This window comes from Falsiroseomonas sp. HC035 (assembly GCF_050563525.1).
In the GTDB taxonomy this organism is placed as follows: domain Bacteria; phylum Pseudomonadota; class Alphaproteobacteria; order Acetobacterales; family Acetobacteraceae; genus Falsiroseomonas.
The window spans coordinates 225,067-239,953 of sequence record NZ_JBNXUN010000003.1; the positions used below are offsets into that span (position 1 = coordinate 225,067).

11 protein-coding genes are annotated in these 14,887 nt (G+C 70.5%); 3 read left to right on the forward strand and 8 right to left on the reverse strand.

Going from position 1 to position 14,887, the window contains the following annotated elements; all coding sequences use genetic code 11:
* The first annotated feature begins 35 nt into the window (after positions 1 to 35).
* A complete protein-coding gene (locus tag ACLF3G_RS08780) occupies positions 36 to 1,640 on the forward strand; it encodes an ABC transporter substrate-binding protein (protein WP_430668985.1) in 1,605 nt (534 codons plus the stop codon).
* Positions 1,641 to 1,780: 140 nt separating this feature from the next.
* On the opposite strand, the gene gatB is transcribed toward ACLF3G_RS08780, so the two are convergent.
* The 3 genes from gatB to gatC are packed head-to-tail and all read right to left on the reverse strand — an operon-like array spanning position 1,781 to position 5,012.
* Positions 1,781 to 3,232, reverse strand: a complete 1,452-nt coding sequence (gatB, locus tag ACLF3G_RS08785) for an Asp-tRNA(Asn)/Glu-tRNA(Gln) amidotransferase subunit GatB (protein ID WP_430668986.1) — start codon at positions 3,230 to 3,232, stop codon at positions 1,781 to 1,783.
* The gene (gene gatA, locus ACLF3G_RS08790; protein WP_430668987.1) at positions 3,229 to 4,716 is read right to left on the reverse strand and encodes an Asp-tRNA(Asn)/Glu-tRNA(Gln) amidotransferase subunit GatA; all 1,488 of its coding nucleotides are present in this window, start codon (positions 4,714 to 4,716) and stop codon (positions 3,229 to 3,231) included. Before gatA ends, gatB begins: the two co-directional genes overlap by 4 nt.
* A complete protein-coding gene (gene gatC / locus ACLF3G_RS08795; RefSeq protein WP_430668988.1) occupies positions 4,716 to 5,012 on the reverse strand; it encodes an Asp-tRNA(Asn)/Glu-tRNA(Gln) amidotransferase subunit GatC in 297 nt (98 codons plus the stop codon). Before gatC ends, gatA begins: the two co-directional genes overlap by 1 nt.
* 78 nt (positions 5,013 to 5,090) lie before the next feature.
* Here gatC and ruvX point away from each other — a divergent pair, with 78 nt between their 5' ends.
* Positions 5,091 to 5,558 (forward strand): Holliday junction resolvase RuvX, encoded by a 468-nt coding sequence (gene ruvX, locus ACLF3G_RS08800; RefSeq protein WP_430668989.1) that lies wholly within the window; start codon positions 5,091 to 5,093, stop codon positions 5,556 to 5,558.
* A gap of 10 nt (positions 5,559 to 5,568) precedes the next feature.
* The gene (locus tag ACLF3G_RS08805) at positions 5,569 to 6,507 is read left to right on the forward strand and encodes an aspartate carbamoyltransferase catalytic subunit (protein WP_430668990.1); all 939 of its coding nucleotides are present in this window, start codon (positions 5,569 to 5,571) and stop codon (positions 6,505 to 6,507) included.
* Positions 6,508 to 6,583: 76 nt separating this feature from the next.
* Here ACLF3G_RS08805 and ACLF3G_RS08810 read toward each other — a convergent pair whose 3' ends face one another.
* From ACLF3G_RS08810 to plsY, 5 genes are all read right to left on the reverse strand, one after another.
* Positions 6,584 to 7,942 carry a S41 family peptidase gene (locus tag ACLF3G_RS08810; protein WP_430668991.1) on the reverse strand — a complete coding sequence of 453 codons (1,359 nt, stop codon included), beginning with the start codon at positions 7,940 to 7,942 and terminating at the stop codon, positions 6,584 to 6,586.
* A 119-nt stretch (positions 7,943 to 8,061) separates the two neighbouring features.
* Entirely contained in the window at positions 8,062 to 10,347 is a 2,286-nt protein-coding gene (rnr, locus tag ACLF3G_RS08815) for a ribonuclease R (protein ID WP_430668992.1), read from the reverse strand.
* Between the two features lies 1 nt (position 10,348).
* Positions 10,349 to 13,153: a type I DNA topoisomerase gene (gene topA / locus ACLF3G_RS08820; RefSeq protein WP_430668993.1), complete on the reverse strand. Its 2,805-nt coding sequence runs from the start codon at positions 13,151 to 13,153 to the stop codon at positions 10,349 to 10,351.
* 42 nt (positions 13,154 to 13,195) lie between these two features.
* Positions 13,196 to 14,305: a DNA-processing protein DprA gene (dprA, locus tag ACLF3G_RS08825; RefSeq protein ID WP_430668994.1), complete on the reverse strand. Its 1,110-nt coding sequence runs from the start codon at positions 14,303 to 14,305 to the stop codon at positions 13,196 to 13,198.
* Positions 14,306 to 14,869, reverse strand: a complete 564-nt coding sequence (gene plsY, locus ACLF3G_RS08830) for a glycerol-3-phosphate 1-O-acyltransferase PlsY (RefSeq protein WP_430669276.1) — start codon at positions 14,867 to 14,869, stop codon at positions 14,306 to 14,308.
* Between the last annotated feature and the right edge of the window lie 18 nt (positions 14,870 to 14,887).

Here is a 14,887-nt window from a genome sequence, read left to right on the forward strand (position 1 = left end):
GCGTCGCCAGAAGAACGACACGGAGGACACAAGCCATGCATCGCCGCTCACTGTTTCGGGCAGGGGCCGGGGTCATCTCGGCCGGGACCATGGGGGTCACGCTCGCCCGCCCTGCCCTCGCCCAGCCGGCCCGTGCCGCCACGCTGCGCTTCGTGCCGCAGGCGAACCTGACGGCGCTGGACCCGATCTGGACCAGCGCCATCGTCACCCAGATGCACGGCTACCACGTGTTCGACACGCTCTACGCCATGGACGCGCAGTTGCGGCCGCAGCCGCAGATGGCGCAGGGGCACGAGGTTTCGGCCGATGGGCGCGTGTGGCGCATCACGCTGCGGGACGGCCTGCGCTTCCATGATGGCGAACCGGTGCGCGCGCGGGACTGCGCGGCTTCCCTCGCACGATGGTCGAAGCGCGACCCGTTCGGGCAGATCCTCGCGGCCTCCGTTGATGAATGGCGCGCGGCGGAGGACCGCGTGCTGGAGATCCGCCTGAAGCGGCCCTTCCCGCTGCTGCTGGAGGCGCTCGCCAAGCCCGACGCCAACGTGCCCTTCATCATGCCGGAACGCCTGGCAACGACCGATGCCAGCACGCAGATCTCGGAGGTGATGGGCAGCGGCCCCTATCGCTTCGTGCCCGGCGAATTCGTCTCCGGCAGCCGCGTGGTCTATGCGAAGAACGAGGCCTATGTGCCGCGCCAGGAACCCGCCAGCGGCGCCTCCGGCGGCAAGGTCGCACACTTCCCGCGCATCGAATGGCACATCCTGCCCGACCCCGCGACCGCCGCCGCGGCGTTGCAGGCCGGCGAGGTGGATTGGCTCGACCAGCCGCTGTCCGACCTGATCCCGACACTTGTGAGAAACCGCAACATCAAGGTGGAGGTGCTGAACGAGGCCGGCATCCTGTCCATCATGCGGCTGAACCACCTGCAGGCGCCCTTCAACAACCTGAAGGTGCGCCAGGCGGTGGCGCTGGCGGTGAACCAGGAGGACTACATGCGCTCGACACTCGGCGACGACCGCAGCGTCTGGCGCACCTGCCGCAGCCTGTTCCCCTGCGGCACGCCCTACGGCGTCGAGGACCTGTCCGAGCTCAACGCGCCGCCCCGCAGCCTGGACCGTGCCCGCGCCGCGTTGCAGGCCAGCGGCTACAACAACGAGAAGGTGGTCATCATCAGCCCCACCGACTTCCCGCTGATCGGCCCGCACGGCCATGTCACCGCGGATGCACTGCGCCGCATCGGCTTCAACGTGGAGCTGGTGGAGACCGACTGGGGCACCGTGGTGCAGCGCCGGGTTCGGCAGGAACCGGTGGAGCGCGGCGGCTGGTCGATCTTCCACACCTATGGCTCGTCGCTCGCCTACCTCAACCCGGCAGTGTCGTCCCTTGTGAAGGGGCCGGGCGCGCAGGGCTGGTTCGGCTGGTACGACAGTCCGCGGGCGCAGGAGTTGGTGCAGAACTGGCTGGACGCCCCGGATGCGGCGCGGCAGCAGGCGCTGGCGAACGAGATCAACAAGCTGGCACAGGATGACGTGGCGACCATCCCGCTCGGCCAGTTCACGATCCGCAGCGCCTGGCGCACCAACATCACCGGGCACGTGAAGGGCAGCATGCCCTACCCGTGGGGCGTGCGGCCGGTGTGAACTGGGAACCCTCCCCCGCTTTGCGGGGGAGGGTTGGGTGGGGGCTCTTCGGGGGACCGCCTGGCATTGCCCCCACCCCGACCAGCCTTCGGCGTTGCGGCAGTGCCGCAACCCCCCGCTTCGCGGGGGAGGGAGAAGGGTCAGCCGGCCAGCGCCTGTTTCACCACCTCGTTCACCACCGCCGGGTTCCCCTTGCCCTGCATGGCCTTCATCGTCTGGCCGACGAAGAAGCCGAACAGCTTGTCCTTGCCGCTGCGGTATTCGGCGACCTTGTCGGCGTTCTTCGCCATCACCTCCCGCACCACCGCCTCGATCGCGCCGGTGTCGGTCACCTGCTTCATGCCGCGTTCCTCGACGATGACGCCGGGCGGCTTGCCGGTCTCCAGCATCGCCTCGAACACCAGCTTCGCCAGGCTGCCGGACAGTGTCTTGTCGGCGATCAGGTCGAGCAGCGCGCCGAGATTTTCGGCCGTCACCGGCGGGTCCGCCACGTCGCGCTTCATGCGATTGAGCGCGGCGAAGAAGTCACCCGTCACCCAGTTCGCCGCGAGCTTGGCGTCGCGTCCCTTCGCCACGGTTTCGAAGAAGATCGCCGTCTCCTTCTCCAGCGTCAGCACATGGGCGTCGTAGGGCGTGAGGCCCATCGCGACGTAGCGCGCACGCCGCGCATCCGGCAGTTCCGGCAGCGCCGCCTTCAGCGCTTCGACCCAATCCGATTCCAGCACCAGCGGAGGCAGGTCGGGTTCCGGGAAGTAGCGGTAGTCATGCGCGTCCTCCTTGGACCGCATGGACCGCGTGATGCCCCGCGCCGTGTCGAACAGGCGGGTTTCCTGGAATACCTCCTCGCCCGCTTCCCACACCTCGATCTGCCGCAGCGCCTCGGCCTCCACCGCCTGCATGACGAAACGGATGGAGTTGACGTTCTTCACTTCGCAGCGCGTGCGAAAGCCTTCGCCCGCCTTGCGGACGGAGACATTGACGTCGGCGCGCATGGAACCCTCGTCCATGTTGCCGTCGCAGGTGCCGAGGTAGCGCAGGATCTGCCGCACCTTGGTCAGGTAGGCGCCGGCTTCCTCCGGGCTCCGCATGTCGGGCTCCGAGACGATCTCCATCAGCGCGACGCCGGAGCGGTTCAGGTCGATGAAGGACTTCGTCGCATGCTGGTCGTGCAGCGACTTGCCGGCATCCTGTTCGAGATGCAGACGCGTGATGCCGATGGTCTTGGTCGCGCCATCCGCCAGCGTGATCTCGATGGCGCCCTCGCCGATGATCGGGTGCGCGAACTGGCTGATCTGGTAGCCCTGTGGCAGGTCCGCATAGAAGTAGTTCTTGCGGTCGAAGCGCGACCACAGATTGACCTGCGCGTTCAACCCAAGCCCGGTGCGCACCGCCTGCGCAACGCATTCGGCGTTGATGACCGGCAGCATGCCAGGAAAGCCCGCATCGATGAACGACACCTGGCTGTTCGGCGGCGCGCCGAACGCCGTGGCGGCGCCGGAGAACAACTTGGCCTCGCTGATGACCTGGGCATGGACTTCCAGGCCGATGACGAGTTCCCAGGAGCCGGTGCGGCCCTCGATCGTGTAGGTCATGCCCCCGCCCTCAACCGCGGCACAGCCGTAAAGTCCGCCGCCCGTTCCAGCGCCGTCCCCACCGCGAACACCGTCTCCTCGTCGAACGCTCGCCCGATCACCTGCAGCCCCAGCGGCAGGCCCTGCGCATCCAGCCCCGCCGGCACCGCAAGCCCCGGCAGCCCGGCCAGGTTCGCCGTCACCGTGAAGATGTCGTTCAGGTACATCGCCACCGGGTCGTCCTGCTTCTCATCCATCCCGAAGGCGGCGCTCGGCGTCGCCGGCGTTACGATGGCATCGACCTTGCCAAAGGCTTCCTCGAAGTCGCGGCGGATCAGCGCGCGCACCTTCTGCGCCTTCAGGTAGTAGGCGTCGTAGTAGCCGGCGCTCAGCACATAGGTGCCGATCATGATGCGGCGCCGCACCTCCGCCCCGAAGCCCGCCGCGCGCGTGCGCTCATACAGGTCGCGCAAATCCGACCCTGGCTCCACCACCCGCATCCCAAACCGCACGCCGTCGTACCGCGCGAGGTTGGAGGACGCCTCGGCCGGCGCCACGATGTAGTAGGTCGGCAGGGCGTATTTCGTGTGCGGCAGGCTGATCTCGACGGTCTCGGCGCCGGCGTCGCGCAGCCAGGCGAGGCCCTGCTGCCACAGCGCCTCGATCTCCGGCGGCGTGCCGTCCATCCGGTATTCGCGCGGCACGCCGATCCGCAGCCCCTTCACGCCGCGCGCGCAGGCAGCGGCGAAGTCGGGAACGGCGACATCGGCGCTGGTCGAATCCTTCGCATCGAAGCCGGCCATGGAGCGCAGCAGGATGGCGCAATCCTCCACCGTCCGCGCCACCGGCCCGGCCTGATCGAGCGAGGACGCAAAGGCCACGATGCCGAAGCGGGAACAGCGCCCATAGGTCGGCTTGATGCCGGCGATGCCGCAGAAGGCGGCCGGCTGGCGGATGGATCCACCCGTATCGGTGGCCGTCGCCCCCAGGGCCATCCGCGCCGCGACCGCCGCGGCCGATCCACCGGAGGATCCACCCGGCACCAGCCGCGTGTCGGGATCGTTCGCCCGCGACCAGGGGTTCTCAACCGGCCCGCTTGCGCTGGTGGTGTTGGAGGACCCCATTGCGAATTCGTCGAGGTTCGCCTTGCCGAGGAACACCGCGCCATCGTCCAGCAGCTTCTGGCTGACCGTGCTCTCATAGGGCGGCACAAAGTTGCCGAGGATGTTGCTGCCCGCCGTGGTGCGCGTGCCGGCGGTGCAGAACAGGTCCTTGATCGCCAGCGGCACGCCGTCCAGCGCCCCCGCCTGCCCCGCCGCGCGGCGCGCATCACTGGCCTTCGCCTGCGCCAGCGCCTTCTCCGCTGTCACCGTGATGAAGGCGTTGAGCCGCGGGTTCAGCGCCTCGATCGCATCCAAATGCGCCTGGGTCAGCTCGACGCTGCTGATGCTGCCCTCGGCCAGCGCATCCAGCGCGCCGCGCAGGGTGAAATCCGTCGCGTTCATCACTCGACCACCTTCGGCACGCCGAAATACTCGCCCTGCCGATCCGGCGCATTCGCCAGCACGGCGTCCGCCTGGCCGCCATCCGTCACCACATCCGGCCGCAGCCGCGCCGAGACCTGCGCCACCGGCGAGCCACCCGCCATCGGCTCCACGCCGTCCGTGTCCACGGCCCGCAACTGCTCGATCCAGCCGAGGATGCCGTTGATCTCGGCTTGCGCCTGGACGACCTCCGCCTCCTCCAGTCGGATGCGGGCGAGCGAGGCGATGCGCCGGATGGTACCGGTATCGAGGGACATGGGGCTCGGGAATTCCTTGATGGGCCTGGGATCTGGCTGGATTTGCCAGGGGCTGCGACGGGGAACATAACGGCCCACATGCCCGTCATCAACATGCGCGACCTGCGCGCCGGCCTGCCCCGCCACGCTCGGCTGATCGGGCTGGATCCCGGGGCGCGGATCATCGGCGTGGCGCTGTCCGACGTCTCGCTGATGCTGGCCTCCCCCTACAAGGCCATCCCGCGCGGCAAGCTGGCCGCCAATGCGGCGGAGATCGGCGCCATTGCGCGGAAGGAAGGCGCCGGCGGGCTGGTGGCGGGGCTGCCGCTGTCCATGGACGGCAGCTTCGGCCCGGCGGCGCAGGCGGCGAAGGACTGGGCCATGGCGATCGCGGCAGCCACCGGCCTGCCGCTGGCGCTGTGGGACGAGCGTCTTTCTTCGGCGGCCGTCAACCGCATGATGATCGAGGCCGACCTGACCCGCGCCAAGCGGGCAAAGGCCGTGGATGCCGCGGCGGCCGCCTACATGCTGCAGGCCGCCCTGGATGCCAGCGCCGGCCCCGGCTAGGGTCTGTCCCATGCTCCCCTATCCGCATCGCCACCTGCTCGCCATCGAGGGCCTCGAGCCCCCCTACATCGCCGATCTGTTGGATCTGGCGGAAAACTACGCGCTGCTGAACCGGCAGGGGAAAACCCAGCGCGACCTGCTCAAGGGCCGGACGCTGATCAACCTGTTCTTCGAGGACAGCACCCGCACCCGCACCAGCTTCGAGCTGGCCGGCAAGCGGCTGGGCGCCGACATCGTCAACATGTCGGTCTCGACCAGCAGCGTGAACAAGGGCGAGACGCTGCTGGATACGGCCGCGACGCTGAACGCCATGCACACCGACCTGCTGGTGATCCGCCACGGCCAGTCCGGCGCCCCGGCGTTGCTGGCGCAGAAGGTGGATGCCGCCGTCATCAACGCCGGCGACGGCACGCATGAACACCCGACCCAGGCGCTGCTGGACGCGCTGACCATCCGCCGCCGCAAGGGCAGCCTGGAGGGGCTGACCGTCGCCATCTGCGGCGACGTGCTGCATTCCCGCGTGGCGCGCTCCAACATCCACCTGCTGCTGGCGATGAACTCCCGCGTCCGCATCGTCGGCCCGCCCACCCTGATCCCGTCCGAGGCCGCGCGGCTGGGGGTGGAGGTGCATCACGACATGAAGTCGGGCCTGGCCGACGCCGACGTGGTGATGATGCTGCGGCTGCAGAAGGAACGCATGACCTCCGGCCTCGTGCCGTCCTCCCGCGAGTTCTTCCGCTTCTACGGCCTGAACGCCGAGAAGCTGGCCTATGCGAAGCCGGATGCCATCGTCATGCATCCCGGCCCGATGAACCGCGGCGTCGAGATCGAAAGCGCCATCGCCGATGACCCGGTGCGCAGCGTCATTGGCGAGCAGGTGGAGATGGGCGTGGCCTGCCGCATGGCCGTGCTGGACGTGCTGGCGCGCAACCAGCGGCGGAACATGTAGCGGGCTGGCGAAAGGGCTGGATAGGTCGCCACCCCCTCACCCTGCCCTCCCCCAGCGGGTGAAGAGGGTTCCGTCGCTACGGCCCCCTTGCCGCCCGCGCATAGGCCGCCGGCGTCTCGATGAGCGCCCGCGCCGCCACAAGGTCGTCTTCCCGTCCCTCCGCCGGCGGGCAGGCGTTGCGTAGCGCGGCCACTTCGCTGGCCAGTACCGGCGCCCGCGCCACGCGCTGGCGGGACAGCGCCACGGCCATCGGCGCCTCCCCCGCCCGCAGTTGGGCCAGCCCCTGCGCCATCGCCTCCGGCCCCAGGCTGGTGCACAGCGCCGGCAGCACGCCGAGGCCCTGGATCGGCCAGCCGGCCGGCGCCAGCACGCGCGACCAGGTCACCATCAGTTCCGCCCCGTTCGGCAGCGGCGCCACCACCTGGATCAGCCCCTTGCCCTGTGTCGCGCTGCCCACCACCGCGGCACGCCCGGACCCGGCCAGGGCCGCGGCGACGATCTCGGCGGAGGACGCACTGCGGCCATCGACCAGAACCACCACAGGCCGACCCTCCGCCAGGTCCTGCCCGCCGGCCAGGTAGCGGCGGTTGGCATCCGGGTGCCGACCCTCGGTGCGCATCACCACGCCGGAGACCAGGAAGGCATCCGCCACCGCCACCGCCTGGCTCAGCAGCCCGCCCCGGTTACCGCGCAGATCCAGCACCACGCCGCGCGGCGGGCGTTCGGCAAAATCATCGCGCAGCACCTGCGTCAGCCGGCGGTCGGTGACGGCGGAGAAGCCGGTGAGGCGGATGAACAGGATTTCGCCGCGCCGCTCCGCCGTCACCGTCTCCGGCACCACCAGCTCCCGCAGCAGGGTCACGCTGCGGCGGCGGCCGGCGCGCGACAGGGTCAGGGTCACCTCCGAACCTTCAGCCCCCTCCAGCAGCCGCGCCGCAAGTCCCGGGTCACGCGGGCCAAGCGCCCGGTCATCCACCGCCAGCAGGCGATCCCCCACCCGGATGCCGGCCAGCGCCGCGGGGCCATCCGGTGTGACGGCGATGATGACCAGGGCGTTGCGCTGCGCGGCCACCCGCAGGCCGAGGCCGGATTGGCCGACGCGGCGTTCCCGCAGGCCGCGGGCTTCCTCGGCTGTCACGTAGCGGCTGTAGGGGTCCAGGTGGTTGAACAATTCCTCGAAGCCCGAGGCCAGCAGCCGTTCCGCCCCGGCCCGCCGGATCGCCGGGGAGGCGCGCCAGGCGGCGGCGTAGAACTGCTCCAGCAGGCTGGCCACGGCCGTGCCGCGCCGGTCCGCCGGCCCGGGTTGCAGCAGCGGCGCCAGGGCGGCGGTGGCCAGCACCCGGTCGTCGTTCAGCAGCAGGATGCGGTCGGTGCGGATTTCCGCATTGAGCCGGGGGTCCAGCACGGCCAGCCCGCGCAGCGACCACAGCACCATGTCGGTCGGGCTGGCATCCTCCAGGTGGCGCTCCAGGATCAGGCCGTGGCTGGGGCGCAGAACCTCGCCCAGCCCGCCCGGCCCCGCCTCCTGCGCAGAGGCCGCGCCGGCGAAGGCGATCAGCGCCGCCGCGAAACCCTGGCGGACCGCATGCCACCACGCGCTCGTGGATCGCCCTGCATCAACGAGAACACCATGCCCCCGGTCCGCGGCGTCGCCTCGGACAGCCTCGCCTCGACCGCTTGGCCGAGCGAAAAGGTCAGACCCGTGCTGCGACCGGACATCGTATGCCCGGCCTCGTCCAACTGCCATTTGTCGTCCGGCAAACTCGCGAGCGGGACAATTCCGCTGGCGCCGTTCTCCGGCAAGGTGACGAACAGGCCGTAGCGTGTCACCCCGGAAATCCTCGCTGCAAAAACTTCTCCGACACGTGTTGCCATGAAAGCAGCAAGGTAGCGGTCCACCGCGTCGCGTTCGGCCATGGCGGCACGGCGTTCGGTCTGGGTGATGTGTTCCGCGGTGTCCGGAAAGCGGGCCACCTCGGCCGCCGCCAGGCCATCCCGGCCCAGTTCCAGGCCGCCGATCAGGGCGCGGTGCACCAGCAGGTCCGAGTAACGCCGGATCGGGCTGGTGAAATGGGCGTAGCGGGCGAGGGCCAGGCCGAAGTGGCCGATGTTGTCCGGGCTGTATTCGGCCTGCGACTGGCCGCGCAGGACGGCCTCATGCACCAGCCGTTCCTCCGGCCTGTCCTGCACCGCCTCCAGGATGCCGCCGAAATCCCTGGGATGGATGCGGTCCCGCGCCGGCAGTTTCAGGCCGAGGCTTTCCAGGAACTGCCGCAGCCCTTCCAGCTTGGCGTCGGAGGGCCGGTCATGCACGCGGTACATGCAGGGCTGGCTGAGCCGTTCCAGCTCCTCCGCCGCGCAGACATTGGCGGCGACCATGAATTCCTCGATCAGCCGGTGCGAATCGAGGCGCGCGCGCGGCACCACCGCCTGCACCTGGCCCGCCTCGTCCAGCAGCACCCGGCGTTCCGGCACATCGAGTTCCAGGGTGCCGCGCCGGGCGCGGTCCGCGAGCAGCGCCTCGAAGGCGCCGTAGAGATGGCCGAGCAGGTCGGCCGGCACGCCGTCCGGCGCCGTCCCTTCCTCCTTCGCCGCCTGGACCTGCTCGTAGGTCAGGCGCGCTGCGGAGCGCATCAGGCCGCGGCCGAAGCGGTGCCTGGACTTGCGACCGGCGCGGTCGATGTGGAATTCGCAGAACAGGCAGCCGCGCGGCTCGTTCGGGCGCAGGCTGCACCAGCCATTGGACAGCGCCTCCGGCAGCATCGGCACGACGCGGTCGGGGAAATACACGGAATTGCCGCGCGCCCAGGCCTCCCGGTCCAGTGCGCTGTCGGGCTTCACGTAATGCGCGACATCGGCGATGGCGACGAGGCAGCGCCAGCCGTCATCCTGCGGTTCCGCCCAGACGGCGTCGTCGAAGTCCCGCGCGTCCTCGCCATCGATGGTGACCAGCGGGATGTCGCTCAGATCCTCCCGCCCGCGCTTCGTCACGCCCTTCGCCGCCTCGGCTTCCTCCAGCGCCTCAGCCGGAAAGATGTCCGGAATGCCGTGGGCGTGGATGCAGATGAGCGAGACGGAGCGCGCCTCCCCCATGCGGCCCAGTACTTCCAGGATTCGCGCCGGGCGCGGGCCGAGGGCGTGGTGGCTGGGCAGAGGTTCGGCCAGTACGATATCGCCTGGCTTCGCGCCGCCCAGCTGGTCCAGCGGCACCCGCCAATCCGCCTTCTGGCGGCGGTCGGTCGGGATGATGCGGCCTTCCTCGAACACGCCGAGGATGCGCGCCGGCGTTTCGCGCGTCAGGCGCTTGAAGGTGCGGCCCTCGTACTTGTTGCCGCCGATGTATTTCAGCCGCGCCAGCACCCGCTCGCCCGGCGCCAGCGCCGGCTGTCCGGCCGCTTCCCGCTGCATGAAGATGGCGGGCGGCGGGCCGAGGGCGCGGTCCCATTGCAGCGGCCGGGCGATCGGGTCGCCATCCACGTCGGTGCCGGTCATCTCGACCGGGGCCATGTCCGGCAGGCGTTCCGGCGCCACCAGGCTTTTGCGGCCGACCGGCGCCGCCTGGCCGGTCTCCTTCAGGCTGCGCAGCAACTCCCGCAGCGCCGGGCGCTGGTCGGTGGACAGGCCGAAATGCCGGGATATCTCGGTCTTGCCGACCGGGCCCGGTGCGTCGCGCAGGAACTCGCGCAACTGCACCAGCGTCGGCAGCGGCGCCGCTGCCGCGCCGACCGTTGCCCCGCCAACCGGTGCCGCGCGGACCGGTGCCGCGCCGGTGGCCGGCTTCGGCACCGCCGGCTTCTTGCGCGCGGCGTGGCCCTTGAGCGGGGGACCGCGCCGCGGCATCTCAGCCCGCGGCCTTCTTGGCGGCCGGTTGCTTCGCCGGAGCCTTCTTCGGCGCCGCCTTCTTCGGGGCCGCCTTTTTTGGGGCCGCCTTTTTTGGGGCCGGCTTCTTCGCGGCCGGCTTCTTCGGCGCTGCCTTCTTGGCCGCAGGCTTCTTCGCCGCCGGTGGCTTGGCCGGCGCATCCTCGCCATTCGCCGGCTTCGCCGCCGCCTTGCGCGCCGGCGCCTTTGCCTTGGCGCCCTTCTTGCCCTTGTTCAGCGGCGGCAATTCCTTGCCCTTCTCCGCCAGCAGCTTCACCGCCTCGTCCAGCGTCACCGTGTCGAAGTCCATGGTCTTCGGCATGGAGGCGACTCGGCTGCCATGCATGACGAAGGGCCCGAATCGCCCGCGCCGCACATCGACATTGCCGCCGGTCGGATGATCGCCCAGCGCCCGCCCGCGCGGCTTCACATCCGCCAGCAGCGCCACCGCACGGTTGAGGCCGACGACCAGCACGTCGTCATCCGGGTCCAGCGACTTGAACAGCTGGCCCATCTTCAGATACGGCCCGAAGCGCCCGATCGCCGCCGTGATCTCCTCATGCGTCTCCGGATGCACACCGACCACGCGCGGCAGCGACAGCAGGGCGAGCGCGCGGTCCAGCGTCAGCCCCTCCGGGTCCATGCCCTTGGCCAGGCTGGCCCGCCGCGGCTTCACTTTCTTGCCCTTGGCGTCCAGCGTCTCCTCGCCGAGCTGCACGTACAGGCCGTAGGGCCCGCGGCGCAGGCTGATGTTCTGGCCGGTCGCCGGGTCCGCGCCCAGGTCGCGCTGGCCCTCGTTGAAGCCGGCCGCACCCTCCGCCTCGGCCCCAGGGGCCACCAGCGGCCGCGTGTAGCGGCATTCGGGATAGTTCGAGCAGCCGATGAAGGCGCCGGTCCGCCCCAGCCGCAGTCCCAGCCTGCCGCCGGAACAGGCCGGGCAGCCGCGCGGGTCCACGCCATCGGCGCGGGCCGGGAAGAAGTGCGGGCCGAGGTCCTCGTCCAGCGCGTCGATCACGTCCGAGATCGTCAGCTCGCTGGTGGCCGAGATCGCCTTGGAGAACTCCTCCCAGAAGGCACGCATCACCGCGCGCCAGTCGGCGCGGCCGCCGGAGATGTCGTCCAGCTTTTCTTCCAGCCCCGCGGTGAAACCGGTGTCCACGTACCGCTCGAAGAAGGACATCAGAAAGGCCGTCACCAGCCTCCCGCGGTCTTCCGGCACCAGGCGGCGCTTGTCGATCTTCACGTAGTCGCGGTCCTGCAACACCTGCAGGATGGAGGCATAGGTGGACGGCCGGCCGATGCCGAGTTCCTCCATCCGCTTCACCAGCGTCGCCTCGGAATAGCGCGGCGGCGGCTGCGTGAAGTGCTGGTTGGCGGCGACGGCACCGGTCTTCACCGGGTCCTTCTCCCGCATCGGCGGCAGCGTCCTGCTGTCGTCATCCGGCTCGGGCCCGGCCGTCGCGATGCCCGCGCGGGCGTCCGCCGCCCGGTCGTCCTCATCCTCCCGGTACAGGCGGAGGAAGCCGTCGAAGGCGATGACCGAGCCGGTGGCACGCAGCTTCGTGCGGCCGGAGGGCTCGACCAGCTCCACCGCCGTCTGGTCCAGCTCGGCGGATTGCATCTGGCTGGCGACGGCGCGCTTCCAGATCAGCTCGTAGAGCTTGCGCTGCCGCTCATCGAGGAAGCGGGCCACCTGTTCCGGCGTGCGGGTGACGTCGGTCGGCCGGATCGCCTCATGCGCTTCCTGCGCGTTCTTCGCCTTGGAGGAATATTCGCGCGGCGCGCCCGGCACGTAGTCGGGGCCGAACGCCTCCTTCACATGGTCGCGGATGGCGAACATCGCCTCGCGCGCCATCTGCACGCCATCGGTCCGCATGTAGGTGATGAGGCCGACGGATTCGCCGCCGATATCGGCACCCTCGTACAGCTGCTGCGCCACCCGCATCGCCGCCTGAGCGCCCATGCCAAGCTTGCGGGACGCCTCCATCTGGAGCGTCGAGGTGGTGAAGGGCGGCGGCGGATTTCTCCGGGTGCGCCGCTTCTCGACGCTGGCGACGCTGAACTGGCCCGCCTCGACTGCCGCCTTGGCGGCCATCGCCACCGCCTCGTTCGGCAGGTCGAATTGGTCAAGCTTCTTGCCCTCGTGGTGCGTCAGCCGCGCCGTGAAGGGCGCGCCGGCCGGGGTCGCGAAGCGGCCCTCCACCGTCCAGTACTCGCGCGCCCGGAACGCCTCGATCTCGGCCTCCCGCTCGCAGATCAGGCGCAGCGCGACGGACTGCACGCGCCCGGCCGAACGGCTACCAGGCAGCTTGCGCCACAGCACCGGGGAAAGGTTGAAGCCGACCAGGTAGTCCAGCGCGCGGCGGGCCAGATAGGCGTCGATCAGCGGCGCGTCGAGTTCGCGCGGGTGTGCCACCGCGTATTGCACGGCGCGCTTGGTGATCTCGTTGAAGGTGATGCGGTGCACCTCGACGCCCTTCAGGACGCCGCGGCGGGCCAGCATGTCCTTCACATGCCAGGAAATCGCCTCCCCTTCCCGGTCCGGGTCGGTGGCGAGGTACAGGCGGCGGGCCCCCTTCAGCGACTTGGCGATGGCGGTGATCTGCCGGTCGCCCCGCTCATCCGCCTCCCAGTCCATGGCGAAGTCTTCCTCGGGCCGGACGCTGCCGTCCTTCGCGGGAAGGTCCCGGACATGGCCGAAGGAGGCGAGGACGGTGAAGTCGCCGCCCAGGTACTTGTTGATGGTCTTGGCCTTGGCCGGGCTTTCGACCACGACGACATCGGTCATTTCTGTCGGTTCGCCTTCGCGCGCTTCGGTAGCATCGGACGGTCAGGTCACGGACCGCACGACCCTGTTGCCGGGCAGGGTTTCCACCAGCCCCGACAACTCCAGGTCAAGCAGGATCGCCTGGACGGATGGCGCAGATAGCTGGCAGCGGCGGACCAGATCGTCAACGGCAACCGGGACCGTGCCAATCAACTCAAGCAATTGCCCTGTGGATTCGGCCGGCGGTGGCGCTTCCAGGGGGCTTTCGGCGGCATTGCGGGGCTCCGGACGCATCGAGAACAGCGGCAATTCGAGCGGCTGGGCGGGCAGGTTGGCTAGCACATCCTCCGCACCTTCGGTCAAATGCGCACCCTGTCTGATCAAATCATTGCCACCGCGGGCGCGCGGGTCCATCGGGTTGCCTGGCACCGCGAACAGCTCCCGCCCCGCCTCCAGCGCCAGGCGGGCGGTGATCAGGCTGCCGGAGCGCGGCGCCGCCTCCACCACCACCAGCCCCAGCACCAGGCCGGCGACAATGCGGTTGCGGCGCGGGAAGTGCCGCGCCATGGGCGCGGTGCCGAGCGGCGCCTCGCTGACCACGACGCCCCCTTCGGCGGCGATCCGGGCCTGCAGCGCCGCGTTCTCGGCCGGATAGGGCACATCCAGCCCGCCTGCGACCACGGCGACAGTGCGGCCCTGGGCAGCGAGCGCGCCCTGGTGCGCCGCCGTGTCGATGCCGCGGGCGAGGCCGGAGGTGACGGCGATGCCGGCCGTGCACAGCCCCGCGGCCAACTCCTCCGCCAGCCGCCGCCCGGCCGCGGAGGCTGCGCGGGCGCCGACCACGCCGACCTGGCGCCGCTTCAGTACGGTGGCATCGCCGAGCACGGCCAGCACCGGCGGCGGGTCCTCCAGCAGCGCCAGCAGCGGCGGGTACCCGGGGCTGTCGAGGAACACGAAATCGCCGCCCATGCGTGCCACCGCCGCCATCTCGCGCTCCGCCTCGGCCGGCGGTGGCGCGGTGAAGGCGCGGCCGCTGCGGGCGGCGTGGCCGGGCAGCGCGGCGAGCGCCGCGCCAGCGCTGCCATGGCGCTGGATCAGGCGGCGGAAATTGGCCGGGCCGATGCCTTCGGTGCGCGACAGGCGCAGCCGCGCCAGGGCCTCGGCGGGGGCCATCTAGGTCTTCTTGCCGATCCTGGGTTCGGTGCCGGCGATGAGCCGGCGGATATTGGCGTGGTGGCGGATGGCGATCAGCAGCGCGACGCCCAGGCAGAACCCCGCCAGCCGCCAATCCCCCGAAAGCGCCGCCACCACCGGCGCCAGGGCACAGACGGTCAGCGCGCTGGCCGAGGAAATGCGGGTCAGCACCGCCATGGCGAGCCACACGCCCAGCAGCAGCAGCCCCAGCCCCGGCTGCGCGGCCAGGATGACGCCCGCCCCGGTGGCCACGCCCTTGCCGCCCTTGAAGCCGAGCCAGATCGGGAAGGTGTGCCCCAGCAACGCGGCGAAGCCGGCGACCAGCGCCGCATCCTCGCCCCAGATCCAGCGGGCCAGCAGCAGCGCCACCGCGCCCTTGGCCGCATCCAGCACCAGCGTCGCCGCCGCCAACTTGCGGTTGCCGGTGCGAAGCACGTTGGTGGCGCCGATGCTGCCGGACCCGATGGCGCGGACATCCCCGAGGCCCGCCGCCTTCGTCAGCAGCAGCCCATAGGGCACCGAGCCGAGCAGGTAGCCCAGCATGGCCGCGAGGATCAAAGG